The sequence below is a fragment of the Serratia proteamaculans genome, from assembly GCF_008830365.1.
Taxonomy (GTDB): domain Bacteria; phylum Pseudomonadota; class Gammaproteobacteria; order Enterobacterales; family Enterobacteriaceae; genus Serratia; species Serratia proteamaculans.
In genome coordinates, this window is record NZ_WBKI01000001.1 from 1,463,359 (window position 1) to 1,477,514 (window position 14,156).

Sequence of the window (14,156 nt, forward strand, 5' to 3'; positions counted from 1 at the left end):
AACAAATAAATAACGCACCGGTAGTTATTGTTGGAATGATTAATAAAATAAAACAATCACCCTGGTAACAGGATTAATCCGGCAACGTTGAAACACAAACGACAAAAAAAGAATTTCGGCCATGGGTGTCCTCTGACCACAGCACGTATTGCATCATCTAGAGGGCTCCTTAAGGTGCCCTCTAACAGACAAGTTAGAGTTGTTTTTCGTATAAACGATAACGCTTGTATGGAACTGCCCCAATTCGCTCCAGGATCGTACGCATACCGCTATTAGACTCCAGGATCCATGACATCTCTAATGCATCGATATTGCGCTTCGCAAAAGGGTCACGTAACGCCTCAATAAGTAACAACGCGATAATTGGCCCTATCCGGCTAAATTGATACTCTTGGCGAACCCCCATCAGAGGGACTCTGGCAGTACGTACGCCACTCACTTTCAGACGCCATAACAGCTTCGCCCAGCCAAAGGGCAATAAACGCCCGTTCAGATCGGCTATAGCCTCATTGATATTGGGCAACCCCACAATGAAGGCACAAGGGACTGAATCTACTTCAGCAATATAAATCATGTCGTCAGGGACCAGAAACTTCAACTGGTCCCCCATGGTGGCGAACTCATGCTCGGTAAAGGGGACAAAGCCCCAGTTATCTTGCCAACCCGAGTTAAAAATTTCGCGAAGTACCTGCATTTCCTCGTTAAATCGTTTGCGATTGAGGCGGCGAAGGGTCACCTTTTTACCTACCTGCGCCATCATTTTGGTTAATGAAGGCGAGAAATTCAGGTCAGTTCGTTTCATCCAATAAGCCAACAAATCAATGCCTTGCGTATATCCCTGGCGCTCTAAATTGGTGGCATAGTAAGGTTTGGCGTGTGTCATCAGGGCTGACGGCGGAGTATCAAAACCTTCAATCAATAAGCCGCTTTCCTGATTGATATTAAGGCTGAATGGCCCGGTGATTTTTAATGCACCTTTTGACTTCAACCAATCTTCCGCTGCGGTAAATAACGCTCTAAAAACCTCCGGATCATCGATAGCATCGATCATGCCAAAATGGCCGGTATCTTCGCCATAGCGTTCGCGGTGTAAGGAATCAATTTGAGCGGTTATTCGCCCGACGACCTTCCCCTCTTTTTTGGCTACCCATGCCTGCCATTCTATATGTTCAGTGCCAGGGTTCTTCTTGGAAAGGTGCTCTTCACGCTCTACATACAAGGGAGTAATCCAGCTAGGATCGTTGCGATAGAGTGAGGAGGGAAAAGCGATAAATGCCTTAAGATCACGCTTATCCAGGACAGGCTCAATGCGAATCATAAATAACCTTAAAATTTAATAACATAATCAAATTAAATCACTATTATGCCAGTGATATTTTCTGACCGGGGATCCATTATTGACGATATCTTATTCCTATAAGAGATAAGAAAATTTAATTAATTTCTAAAGTCAAAAAAGATGTTACCCGGTCAGAGTTTACCCTGGCTGTTGCTGTTCTTTATCCAAAGAGCTACCTGACAGAGACGTGAAATCGCTAAGGAAACCACTCCTTTTATTATTTAGTGCTATTTCTGACGAGAAAAAACTTACCGTTTTTAGTTTACTAATTCTAGTCTGGGGAAGCATTGTCATATTTTACCATTAAATGCTCTTTCTATCCTTCCGACTAAATGAAGCTTTCACTTTTTGACGTCTTCCGGATACTGTTTAGACTATGTTTAAGTACGGAGATAACCATGCGCAAGGTCAAATCATATAAATCGACGATTATTTCCTTCCGAACATGTGTCAACGACAGGCATTTGGTGATAGACACAAACCAAAGGGCCGAGATATCCAGAACCAATAATAACAGCCCGTACATCCACAGTTCGCTGGGCATGATCCTCACGTGAAATAGACATGAAAATATCGACAACCAATCTCTCACCTTTAGTTCAGAGTAGACATAGTGGTTATTAACCATCGCATGCACTATTTGTAGAATGAAAGAAAATGATTGAATAACAGATATATTCAAAGCATTTTCATTGTAAAACGCTAACTCTCACGCCAATAGTCTTTTGTCTTTTTGGTGATTTTAATCTATGGCTAATTTGTATATGTCTGAAACAAGCTCAACTCATTCTCTTCCCATGCGTTATGCAGATTTCCCCACGTTGGTGGAGGCTTTAGATTATGCAGCGCAGGGCAGTACAGGAATGAATTTTTACGATCGTCGTAATCAGCTCGTGGCCGTACTGGGATATCGTACGCTGAAACAGCGAGCGGCAGCCGGTGCGCGACGTCTGTTATCACTGAATCTCAACAAAGGCGATCGCGTTGCGCTTATCGCGGAAACCAGCACGGGTTTCGTCGAGGCGTTCTTTGCCTGCCAATATGCCGGCCTGGTTGCCGTGCCCCTGGCCATTCCTATGGGGGTCGGGCAGCGTGAGTCCTATACCATCAAGCTTCAGGGTCTGATCAATAGCTGTAAACCTGCAGCCATTATCAGCGGTGAAGAATGGGTGCCGTTGATTAGCTCGGCGGCTCTGGATACACCACCGGCACATATTCTTAGCAACGCAGATTTTAACGCATTGCCTGAGCGGGATATTGAACTGCAAGCGCCGTTATCCGACGACATTGCCTATCTCCAATATACATCGGGTAGCACTCGCTTTCCGCGCGGAGTCATAATTACCCAACGTGCCGTTATGGCTAACCTGCGTGCTATCAGTCATGACGGCATCAAATTACGTGCAGGCGATCGCTGCGTCTCCTGGTTGCCCTTCTATCACGATATGGGGTTAGTCGGTTTCCTGCTCACCCCTGTGGCAACCCAGTTGTCGGTTGACTATCTGCGCACGCAAGATTTTGCAATGCGCCCAATGCAATGGTTAAAACTGATTGCCAAAAATCGCGGTACGGTGTCCGTCGCTCCTCCGTTTGGTTACGATTTGTGCTTACGTTACAGCCACAACAAAGAGCTGGCCGGGTTGGATCTTTCCAGTTGGCGGGTTGCTGGCGTGGGGGCGGAGCCTATTCCGGCAGAGTTACTCAATCAGTTTGGTGAGCACTTCAGCCACCTCAACTTTGACAGCAAGGCACTCATGCCCTGCTATGGTTTGGCCGAGAATACCCTTGCGGTAAGTTTTTATGACGAAGCCTCTGGCGCACCAATCAACGCAGTCGACCGCGATATTTTGGAATACGAGGGTAAAGCGGTAGCACCTGGCAAAAAAACGCGTGCCACATCAACGTTTGTCAATTGCGGCAAGGCGCTTCCTGCCCATCATATCGAAATTAGAAGTGAAACCGGGCTCCCCCAGCCAGAGCGGCAGGTCGGCCGTATTTTTATCTCCGGCCCCAGCCTGATGAATGGATATTTTCGTGATGATGCATCGCAGCAAAAAATTCAGGCGACGGGTTGGATGGATACCGGTGACCTGGGGTATTTGCTGGATGGGTATCTTTACGTCACCGGCCGCAAGAAGGATCTGATCATTATTCGGGGCCGGAATATTTGGCCTCAAGATATTGAATATGTCGCGGAATCCGAGCCTGAAATCCGCTCAGGTGATGCCATTGCCTTCGTCACGGAAGAGCACGCTGACGGCGCCAGAATTATTCTGCAAATCCAGTGCCGGGTCAGTGCTGAAGAGCGGCGGGAGCAAATCGTCCATACGCTGAGCGCACGCATACAAAGCGAATTCGGCATTGCGGTGGATATTGAACTGCTGCCACCCCATAGCATTCCTCGTACATCTTCGGGGAAACCGGCCCGCGCCGAAGCCAAGAAGCGTTGGCTAAGCGCATCAATCTGTCCGCCGATGCATCAGTTGGCAGGTTTTGCGCAATGATCGGCACCGTTGCCATCACTGGCGCCACGGGTTTTATTGGCCAACACGTCGTGCAGAACCTGCTTTCGCAGGGTTTTACCGTGAGGGCCCTAACCCGGCGTACCGGTAAAACTTCAACCGATAACCTGACCTGGATCCAGGGGGCACTGGAAGATCGGGACTCTCTCAGCGAGTTGGTTCGTGACGCGGAATTCGTGGTTCACTGTGCGGGACAGGTCCGCGGGCAGACCGAAGAAACCTTTACCCATTGCAACGTTAGCGGCAGCCTGCACCTGATGCAGGCGGCGAGACAAAGTGGCAGTTGTAAGCGTTTTTTGTTTATCTCTTCCCTTGCTGCCCGCCATCCTGAGCTGTCTTGGTACGCGAATTCAAAACATATTGCCGAACAACGGTTAATGACCATGGCCACGGGCATTTCACTGGGCATTTTTCGTCCGACCGCAGTTTACGGGCCCGGTGATAAAGAGCTTAAACCGATATTTAGCTGGCTGCTGCGCGGCGTACTCCCCCGGCTGGGTTCGCCGGAAGCCAAGCTGACTTTCCTGCATGTAAGCGATTTAGCTGAAGCAGTGAGTCAATGGTTATTAGCCGAACGTCCTCAGGCGCAGACTTATGAATTATGCGATGGGATAGCCGGTGGTTATAGCTGGCGGCGCTTACGGGAAATAGGTGCCGCGGTGCGCAATGGCCCCGTGCGGCTACTGGGGATCCCGCTGCCTCTGCTGAATATCATGGCAGACATCAGCATTTTGTTGAGCCGTTTGGCAAAGAAAGAACCCATGCTGACGCACAACAAAATACGTGAATTAACCTATCCGGACTGGTCTGCGAGCAATCATCGCTTATCCGAAAGTATTAATTGGTTTCCCAAGGTCAGTTTGGAGCGCGCGCTGCGTGAAGGTCTATTTTAATTATCTTAATTAGAGGTTTGCCAAAGTTCTTATGCTAAATCGCGACGCTGTAATGGATTATATTCTTACTTGTTTACAAGGTCTCGTCGAAGGCGGATTAGAAATCAAACCTGATAGTGATCTCGTCAATGATCTTGGCCTGGAGTCCATCAGGGTCTTGGATCTGCTGATGATGTTAGAAGATGAATTGGATATTTCTATTCCTATCAATATATTACTTGATGTCAGAACGCCAGAGCAGTTGCTGAACGCACTACTCCCTCGCCTGGAGGCAACGAATGGGCCTGTATGATAAATTTTCACGGCTTGCCAACGATCGTGGGCAATTCCAGTCTTCTGGTCTAAATCCATTTGGCACCTGCATTGATGAGATTTACTCCGCGACCGAAGGACGGATTGGTAACCAGAAAATTGTCCTGGCAGGGACAAATAACTACCTTGGCCTGACTTTCGATGCGCAAGCGATTGCCGATGGGCAGGCTGCATTAGCCGCCCAGGGCACTGGTACAACGGGTTCGCGCATGGCTAATGGCAGCTACAGTGCTCACTTAATGTTAGAGCAAGAACTGACTGCTTTCTTTGACCGCCCTACCGCCATTGTATTTCCCACGGGGTATACCGCAAACCTCGGGGTAATCAGCACGCTAGCGGGCCCCGGCTCAGTGGTGCTGATAGACGCAGACAGCCACGCGAGTATTTATGATGCCTGTGCCTTGGGCGGCGCTGAAATCATTCGTTTCCGCCACAATGATGCGAAAGATCTGGAGCGCCGTATGGTACGCCTCGGCGAGCGTGCTCGAGAGGCAATCATAATCGTTGAAGGCATTTACAGCATGCTGGGTGACGTTGCTCCGCTCGTCGACATCGTCGACATCAAACGGCGTCTTGGTGGTTATCTGTTGGTAGACGAAGCTCACTCATTTGGCGTGATGGGGGCTAACGGACGCGGTCTTGCGGAAGCGCTGGGTGTTGAGCAAGATGTTGATATTGTTCTGGGCACATTCAGTAAAAGCCTGGCCTCTATCGGTGGCTTTGCCGTCGGCAGCAAGGCAATGGAGGTGCTGCGCTACAGCAGTCGTCCCTATATTTTTACCGCCTCACCTTCACCATCAAGTATCGCTTCGGTGCGCTCATCGTTGAAAATGATCGCACAGCATCCTGAACTGCGGGAAAAACTCTGGAGCAACGCGCATCGGCTTTATCAGGGTCTTGCCAAGCTGGGCTACGAGCTGGGCCCGCGCATCAGCCCGGTCGTTCCGGTCATGATTGGTTCGAAAGAAGATGGCCTGCGTTTCTGGCGCGACCTGATCGCAAAGGGTGTTTATGTCAATCTGGTATTACCACCGGCAGCGCCGGCAGGAATGACGCTTCTGCGTTGCAGCGTTAATGCTGCACACAGTGAAGAACAGATTGATACGATCATTCAGGCTTTTGCAGCACTGAAAAAGTAATTGCCTTTATATTGACCATGATAGAGTCATGGTTAATATTCAAAGAGGCGATGCCCTTCTCTTGGTATTACAGATTATACCGGCCTTTCTTAATTGTCTGGCAGAAAGGCCGGTGATAGTTAGTAGGTTACGACTGAATCATTTTCGACAGCATAGCGATATCCATGCGCTTCCATAAATTCATCAATGGCTTTTTCAGCGTCAGATAGCACTTCATCAAGCGACTTATTAGCGTCAATATTTGCAATTTCCGCGCCTTCAAAAGTGAGTAGCGGTGTCAAGGCAACCTTTTTTTCCAATGATTCTTTCTGATGATCAGGCTTACGCGCACAAGCGACATCAATATCAACATTTAACTTTATGACCAAGTCCGGTTTATGATCGGCCATCCATTGGAAAGCTGCGCGTTCACGTCCCGCCAACCATTTGACAAAGCGGCTGCCTTTTGCATTTACGGGAAATACGGTGCCATCATAACCGCCAGGGATTTGCACCTGTGGGAAACGGTCGGCTAATACGATGAGCCCTTGCCGACGAAAAGCCAACATTCGACGAAAACGTATCAGTCGACGTAAAACGAAAGTGATGATGACCAGTGCCGGCAATAAATCAAGCCTGGCCTTGGTGGATTTGACTTTTTTTGTATTACGTTCAATGGCCTTGCCAAAAAAATTCCCCATTAGTGGGAATTGTGAAACAGCACGTCCGACATTTCCTGCCTGCTTGCCCAGATGAACCCTTACTGCCGGACCGTATTTTTTTACATGAACAATAAGAGATTCACAGACAGTAGACTTACCAGAGCCATCACTGCCAATAACCGCAATCAGCGGCGGTAATTTTGAATTCATAATAAGACTCGCTTTTAAGACACCTGATAAAATGTACCATTTCGCAAGGAAAAAGTCGCTTAAAGCCGTGAACAACCAGGCAACAAATAAGCATCCTTAATCCAATGAGATTGCACACAAAATATTAAGAAAATAATGAAACACTCGTTCCTGACCCCGTCACTTTGATATCTCATTAGCAATAAGAGCCATAGGGTAAATCTCGGTAACAATTAGCACAAAAAAACAAGACCGCCATGGTGAAATGTAATTACTGGCAAAAATAAATTTGATAATTATCGAGATAGAGCACAATAAATACCTTGAACCCAAGACTGATTACAATACAATGGTTTCTTTGTATTGGACCCATTACTGTGAGTCAACAGACAATATCCATTGCTAATCATCCCCCTGTGCGCGTAATAGCAATAACGGGTTGTGATGGTTCAGGAAAATCGACTTTGGCTGCCAGTTTGGTCAATCATCTATCAGCGCAAGAGCCGACGGAATTACTTTATCTCGGCCAGTCTTCGGGACGTATAGGGGAATGGATCAGCGGTTTGCCCATTATTGGTGTACCCTTTGGTCGTTATTTACTGGCAAAGTCTGAGCGTGTTCATGAGCACCCTTCAACTCCTCCTGGTAATGTAACGGCGCTGGTGATCTTTTTATTGTCATATTGGCGAGTTTATAAGTTTCGCAGAATGTTGGCGAAAAGTCGCAAGGGGCAATTGCTGGTGACGGATCGTTACCCACAAGCGGAAGTGGCCGGTTTTCGTTTCGATGGTCCGCAACTTGCAAAAACGGTTGGCGGTAATCGTTGGGTACAAAGGTTGAGAAAACATGAGCAAAAGCTGTATCAGTGGATGGCGTCTTATCCACCTTTTTTATTGATTCGTCTCGATATTGATGAAAAAACCGCGTACTCACGTAAACCCGATCATAAGCTTTCGGCTCTGCGTGAAAAGATTGCCGTCATCCCTCACCTTACGTTTAATGGCGCAAAGATACTGGATTTAGATGGGCGCGAGCCGGCGAGTAAAATTCTCGATGAGTCATTGCGTGCAATTCGAACCTCACTGACGACGTCAGAGGTTTAGTCTTTTGATGACCTTTTCATGCTGAAAAAAATGCAAAAAAATAAATCAAATACACAAAACGATCCCTCATCTGCATGCATTACCGGCCTTATTGCGGTGGTAGGCAGTGACGGCACTGGAAAGTCCACGCTTACCGCCGATTTGGTCAAAAATCTGCAAAAATACCGGACAACCCAGCGTCGTTATTTAGGGCTTATCTCCGGGGAGGACGGCGATAAAATTAAGCGCCTGCCTTTCATTGGCGTATGGCTTGAACGACGCCTGGCCGCCAAATCTGACAAGACTCAGCGCATGAGCAATAAACCACCGGCACTCTGGGCGGCATTGATTATGTACGGTTTTTCATTGTGGCGCGCGGCCAATTTACGCAAAGTACAGCGTCTGGCACAGAGTGGTGTATTGGTGATCAGCGATCGTTTTCCACAGGCAGAAATTTCCGGTTTTTACTATGACGGACCAGGCATTGGTGTGGAACGCGCAAAGGGTTGGCTAATGACTCGTTTAGCGGCTCGTGAACGACGACTGTATCAGCGGATGGCTTTATGCCGCCCCGAACTTATCATTCGTCTTGATATTGATGTCGATACCGCCTTTTCACGTAAGCCCGACCACAGTTATGAAGAACTGAAGGACAAAATTTCAGCCATGGTTCGGCTACAGTATAATGGCTCCAGAATTATCGAGTTGGATGCCAAAGCCCCCTACGATGAAGTACTGGAAAAAGCACTGAATGCGATAACTTCAGTTTCAATGCTTCCATCGCGTACCCATTCCACTCTCGGCTAGCGAAATCACTCTTATATGCCGGGATCCCAACAATATTACTCATTCCCAAGTCAGTGTGGGTACATGTGGTTAGTATGGCTGGTTTTACTATGAAGCATTGGTTTTCCGATGGTGCTTTTCGCTCCATCTTACGTAACGCCGCCTATTTAGGCTCCGGCAGTGTGGCTAGTGCATTGCTTGGGTTACTTGCGCTTTCTTGTGCCGGTAAAGGCATGTCGCCCGAAATGTTTGGTGTACTTGTAATCATTCAGGCTTATACAAAAGCGATCAGTGATTTTATCAAGTTTCAGACATGGCAATTCGTTGTTCAATTTGGCACTCCTGCATTAGAACGCCAAAACATTCAACGCTTTCGTGACGTCATTTCATTTTCATTCGGTCTGGATATCGCGAGCGGAACGATTGCCGTGCTTGGCGGTATGTTATTACTCCCCTTCCTCTCTCACGCCTTAGGCTTGGATGAGGAAAGTTTTTGGCTCGCCATTCTTTACTGCACATTAATCCCGTCCATGACGTCGTCAACCCCTACGGGGATCTTACGGGCGTTTGACCGCTTCGATTTGATTGCAGTTCAGCAGGCTATAAAACCCTTTTTGCAGGCGATCGGAAGTGTCCTGTCTTATTATTTTGACTTGGGATTCCCGGGTTTTATCATCACATGGTATGCCTCCAACTTAATCGGAGGAACCCTGTTTTGGTGGTTTGCCGCGCGTGAATTACGCCGCAGGAATATTCATAACGCGCTGAAACCACGGCTATTTAAGACCGCACGCCGCATAGAGGGCGCCTGGAATTTCGTATGGACAACCAATTTTGCACATACGATTTGGGCTACGCGTAACTCGTGCAGTACCGTTTTAGTTGGCGTCGTTTTGGGTCCGGCGGCGGCTGGGTTGTTCAAAATTGCGATGACCTTCTTTGATGCCACAGGTACCCCGGCCAAGTTGCTGGAAAAGAGCTTCTATCCTGAGATCATGCGCCTGGATCCTCGCACGACAAAACCCTGGCTACTGGGCCTCCGATCGGCATTGTTAGCCGGGGGGATTGGCCTCGCCGTGGCACTTCTGGTGATCGTCGTTGGTAAGCCATTAATTTCAGTTGTTTTCGGTTACCAGTACTTGCAAGCCTATGATTTAATACAAATCATGCTGGGTGCCATTATTGTGTCCATGCTGGGCTTTCCTCAGGAGTCCCTATTGTTTATGGCAGGCAAACAACGGGCTTTCTTGATAGTGCAAACCATCGCCGCAGTCTCATACATTGGGCTCTTAATCGTCATGTCTCATGTCTTTGGTGTGCAAGGCGCGGCATTCGCTTATTTGGCAGGCCAATGTCTAGACGTTTTGTTGACGCTAATTCCGACTATAAGTGCTTACCGTAATCGCTATTTACTGGGATTCAATGTATCCAGAGAGAGTAATCAATGACTAATAGCAGCAACAGGAAAAAATTCTCAACAGAAACGATCCAATTACTATTTACTGCGGTAGAGACAGATGACATCGTTGAGGCAGATATCCATTTACCTCAACATATTGACTTGCAATGTTCCTATGAGAGCATTCAGGATAATTATGCCTTGTGTCTGCAGTTTTGGCAGGACGGTTTCACCCGACAGGAGCTATCACGCTTAGTTAATGATTTTATTGAAGATGTAGAATTATCTGCGGCAACGCGTATGCGCTATAAGTATATTCGTGCGCGTTATAAGCATTTACGCTTTGCTCAGCGCCTTTACAGCAAAAAGCATAATTCCAATCACCTTTTTCACTTAACAACCGTAGTTCTTGGGCATTTTCAGGATGCTTTTCGCAACGGCAATAAAGAAAACCTTAAACTCTACGGTAATATTCTCCGAATCCTCCTCAGCAAGCCGATTTGGTCGCTGGTGAATTACGCTTTGCGTCATATTCACTTAGAAACCGAGAGCAATTTTATTGCATATCGCCAGGAGCAAATGCGCGAACTTCAGAGGCTAATTGCTGATCCACAGCTCACTGGAAAGCAGTTCCACGATGTGCGGAAAATTATTAGCCAACAAGTCTCATTTTACGACACGCTGAGATCTATAGATCCCAGCAACCGGGAAGCCCGTCAGATTTCCAGATTTTTGGCCGCTATTAATGGGTTAATGGGAGATCGGCATGATGTGATGGTGGCGGATAAGCTGGCCGGGGGGAAATCCTATGATGAGCCAACGATGCTGGATGTCGATATTCGCCAACGTCTGGAGTTACTTCTCGAGCGATATCCTATGCAACTTTAGCCGCAAGGGGAGATTACCGCTCTCCTCCGTAGCCACGATTTTTATACATTATGGTTATTTTCATGACGTTACGTAGATTACTGACAATTTCGCTGCTGCTGTTCCCATTGGTAACATCAGCGCATAATTTTGTTCAGGGTGAACCTGTCGCACCGGTAGTCATAGCCGATCGTGGAGAGTTACTGCTTGAAAATGACAATTTTCGCTATAAGAAATGGGGTAGTTCAGAACTGACAGGAAAAGTTCGCGTCATTCAGTGCATCGCTGGCCGCACCTCTGCCAAGAAGAAAAACTCGATGCTGATTACCGCCGTCAAGGAAGCGAATTTTCCGAACGACCGTTTTCAGCCTACCACTATCGTCAATACTGACGATGCGATTCCGGGCTCGGGCTTCTTCGTGCGCAGTAAAATTGAGAAAAACAAAAGGCATTATCCCTGGGCACAATTCATTGTCGATAGTAATGGGCTGGTCCATAACGCCTGGAAGCTGCCAGAAGAAAGTTCAACAATTGTGGTACTGGATAAAGCAGGACGCGTCCAATGGGCAAAAGATGGAGCTCTGACCCCGGATGAGGTTAATCAGGTGATCGCCCTGCTGCGAAAGCTGATTGCCAATGATAAATCATGAAGAAAAACGTGCTGGAAGAGGGCCTTTTCTCAGCAAACATGCGTTTGATATTAAGGGATATAACTAGCTTATGGCTTTGATTGAGCGCTATATCATGGTTGAAATCCGCCGATTAGTGATGATCATTGTGGGTTTTCTCATCTTTATGTTTGCCAGCTATTCAGCCCAACGGTATCTCACAGAAGCGGCCAATGGGACATTGGCTCTGCAAATCGTATTTGATGTTGTCTGTTATAAGATATTGATTGCATTGGAGATGCTTCTACCAGTAGGCCTTTATGTTGCCGTCGCGGTTGCGCTGGGCCAGCTCTACAGCGATTCTGAAATAACCGCAATTCACGCCTCTGGCGCCAGCCCGTGGCGGCTATACAAAGCGGTGTTGGTACTTGCCATTCCTCTGGCCCTGTTAGTAACATTTCTTTCTCTGTACGGCAGACCCTGGGCTTACGCCAATATTTATCAGTTGGAACAACAGTCACAATCCGTGCTGGACGTGAGTCATCTGCAGGCGAATAAGTTTAACGTTAATGGCAGCGGCAGAATGATCCTCGCCTCTCGTATTGACCCAACGTCAAATCATCTTACAGACGCATTGATTTATTCACGCTCGACCAACAATACCAGTTTATATCGGGCTCATTCGGTTGAAGTTATAGATCCCTCGCCTTCAAGCCCCTCCGTGATGCTAAAATCCGGAACCGCCTATGTGTTAGATCGCAAAGGCACAGATGATAACATGCAGAATTATAAAAATTTAAAAATATCGCTTAAACCTTTTATTGAAAGCATAGACGTCAAGCGGAAATCAGCATCATTGGCAGCGTTATCTCGCTCCACTGACCCTGCAGACAGGGCGGAATTACAATGGCGGGAAAGTCGTGGTATCAGCACCCTGCTGATGGTGTTATTGGCGATTCCTTTAAGCCGCATAAAACCTCGCCAGGGTCGCTATACAACACTGCTCCCCCTTACGCTCTTATTTACCACTATTTTTTATGGTGGGAATATCTGCCGCACGTTGGTGGCTAACGGTACTCTTCCCATTACTCCAGGTGTCTGGTTAGTCCCGATATTAATGTCCATCGGCCTGTTAATTCTAATTGTGCGCGATTTCTCACTGCTACGGAAACCATTTCGATGAACATCTTCAGTCGTTATTTGATCCGTAATCTCTTTATCGGATTTGCAGCCGCTGCCGGATTGTTAATTCCATTATTTACCACCTTTAATCTGATCAACGAGCTAGAGGACGTCACTCCCAATGGATACCACTGGACTCAGGCGCTGTTAGTTGTGTTAATGACATTACCCAGAAGCCTCGTTGATCTCGGCCCGTTTATCGCCTTGCTGGGTGGCATCGTCGGACTTGGACAACTGTCAAAAACGCTTGAATTGACGGCGATGCGTACCGCTGGCTTTTCAATATTCAGAATTGCTCTGGTGACTCTTTATACCGGCCTTTTTATCAATCTGTCATTAGGTGCTCTCGATGAGTGGGTAGCCTCACCGATGCAGCAACAAGCCCAGGAGCTTAAAGAAACTGCCCTGGCTAAAACCAATAAAGGCGCTGACTCCGGCAATGCCTTGTGGGCCAGAAGTGGCAATGAATTTGTTACCGTAAAATCCCTGGATAAGCAAAACCAACCCGTCGGGATCGAGATATTTCGCTACAAATCCGACCTCGCCCTTGAATCCTACGTTTACGCTGAAAAGGCTACCACCGCCAATAACGGACTGTGGACCTTGCATCAAGTCATGCAGAAACAATGGAAAAACAAAAAAGAAGTCGTACAAACCTATGATAATTTACCCTGGCAATCTCTATTTTCCGGAATGAACCTGAAAAGCCTGACCTTGCCTGCTGATAACTTCTCTATCAAACAACTGAAGCAATACATTCATTATCTGCAAAGTTCAGAACAACCCAGTAATGAATATCAAATCGCTTTATGGCAAAAACTGGGTCGCCCAATTTTAGTCTTGGCCATGATTTTATTAGCCATCCCATTCACCTTCAGTATTCCCCGTGCGCCAGGGATGGGTAGCCGTTTAGCCATTGGTGTCATTGTTGGGCTGCTTACGTATATTATATACCAGATAATGCTTAACCTTGGATTGCTGTTTTCTTTCAACGTTCAATTAACGACCCTTGCCCCTCCTATTTTATTATTGATGCTATCTTTAGCGCTCGTTCATCGATTTAATAAGCAACATTAAAATATATCCCAATTGCGGATTGTTATTAAACAACCCATAGGTAATATCCCAAGGTGTGAATAGATAAAAGTGTTAATCCAGAGTCTGGTCTGGATGAAAATGCTATGTGTGACGGGGATC

At 47.1% G+C, this 14,156-nt stretch carries 13 protein-coding genes; 11 read left to right on the plus strand and 2 right to left on the minus strand.

Annotated elements, in window-relative coordinates; all coding sequences use genetic code 11:
- Positions 1 to 193 precede the first annotated feature (193 nt).
- A complete protein-coding gene (locus F8R23_RS06940; RefSeq protein WP_129936820.1) occupies positions 194 to 1,318 on the minus strand; it encodes an N-acetyltransferase in 1,125 nt (374 codons plus the stop codon).
- A gap of 785 nt (positions 1,319 to 2,103) precedes the next feature.
- Between F8R23_RS06940 and F8R23_RS06945 the strand changes: the two genes are divergently transcribed.
- Genes F8R23_RS06945 through spt form a run of 4 tightly spaced genes read left to right on the plus strand, consistent with a single transcriptional unit; the run spans position 2,104 to position 6,205 of the window.
- Positions 2,104 to 3,843 (plus strand): fatty acyl-AMP ligase, encoded by a 1,740-nt coding sequence (locus F8R23_RS06945; protein ID WP_390900938.1) that lies wholly within the window; start codon positions 2,104 to 2,106, stop codon positions 3,841 to 3,843.
- Positions 3,840 to 4,754, plus strand: a complete 915-nt coding sequence (locus tag F8R23_RS06950) for an NAD-dependent epimerase/dehydratase family protein (protein WP_129936869.1) — start codon at positions 3,840 to 3,842, stop codon at positions 4,752 to 4,754. The genes F8R23_RS06945 and F8R23_RS06950 overlap by 4 nt, the downstream gene beginning before the upstream one ends.
- A 31-nt stretch (positions 4,755 to 4,785) precedes the next feature.
- Positions 4,786 to 5,046, plus strand: a complete 261-nt coding sequence (locus tag F8R23_RS06955) for an acyl carrier protein (RefSeq protein ID WP_099064773.1) — start codon at positions 4,786 to 4,788, stop codon at positions 5,044 to 5,046.
- Positions 5,033 to 6,205, plus strand: a complete 1,173-nt coding sequence (spt, locus tag F8R23_RS06960; protein WP_129938325.1) for a serine palmitoyltransferase — start codon at positions 5,033 to 5,035, stop codon at positions 6,203 to 6,205. The genes F8R23_RS06955 and spt overlap by 14 nt, the downstream gene beginning before the upstream one ends.
- 119 nt (positions 6,206 to 6,324) lie before the next feature.
- Here the strand turns inward: spt and F8R23_RS06965 are convergent, their stop codons facing one another.
- A complete protein-coding gene (locus tag F8R23_RS06965) occupies positions 6,325 to 7,056 on the minus strand; it encodes a dTMP kinase (protein WP_151415427.1) in 732 nt (243 codons plus the stop codon).
- A 356-nt stretch (positions 7,057 to 7,412) separates the two neighbouring features.
- On the opposite strand from F8R23_RS06965, the gene F8R23_RS06970 reads away from it, so the two are divergent.
- The 7 genes from F8R23_RS06970 (at position 7,413) to lptG (ending at position 14,036) form a co-directional block, all read left to right on the plus strand.
- Positions 7,413 to 8,138 carry a nucleoside/nucleotide kinase family protein gene (locus tag F8R23_RS06970; protein WP_129936824.1) on the plus strand — a complete coding sequence of 242 codons (726 nt, stop codon included), beginning with the start codon at positions 7,413 to 7,415 and terminating at the stop codon, positions 8,136 to 8,138.
- Positions 8,139 to 8,168: 30 nt separating this feature from the next.
- Positions 8,169 to 8,924 (plus strand): nucleoside/nucleotide kinase family protein, encoded by a 756-nt coding sequence (locus F8R23_RS06975; RefSeq protein WP_112349736.1) that lies wholly within the window; start codon positions 8,169 to 8,171, stop codon positions 8,922 to 8,924.
- Positions 8,925 to 9,013: 89 nt separating this feature from the next.
- A complete protein-coding gene (locus F8R23_RS06980; RefSeq protein WP_129936825.1) occupies positions 9,014 to 10,351 on the plus strand; it encodes a lipopolysaccharide biosynthesis protein in 1,338 nt (445 codons plus the stop codon).
- Entirely contained in the window at positions 10,348 to 11,190 is an 843-nt protein-coding gene (locus tag F8R23_RS06985) for a hypothetical protein (protein ID WP_129936826.1), read from the plus strand. Before F8R23_RS06980 ends, F8R23_RS06985 begins: the two co-directional genes overlap by 4 nt.
- A 62-nt stretch (positions 11,191 to 11,252) precedes the next feature.
- Positions 11,253 to 11,819, plus strand: coding sequence for a YtfJ family protein (locus F8R23_RS06990; protein ID WP_112349509.1), 567 nt, complete (start codon positions 11,253 to 11,255; stop codon positions 11,817 to 11,819).
- Between the two features lie 70 nt (positions 11,820 to 11,889).
- On the plus strand, positions 11,890 to 12,960 hold the full coding sequence (gene lptF, locus F8R23_RS06995) for an LPS export ABC transporter permease LptF (RefSeq protein ID WP_129936827.1): 1,071 nt from the start codon (positions 11,890 to 11,892) through the stop codon (positions 12,958 to 12,960).
- A complete protein-coding gene (gene lptG, locus F8R23_RS07000; RefSeq protein ID WP_151415428.1) occupies positions 12,957 to 14,036 on the plus strand; it encodes an LPS export ABC transporter permease LptG in 1,080 nt (359 codons plus the stop codon). The genes lptF and lptG overlap by 4 nt, the downstream gene beginning before the upstream one ends.
- Positions 14,037 to 14,156: the final 120 nt, after the last annotated feature.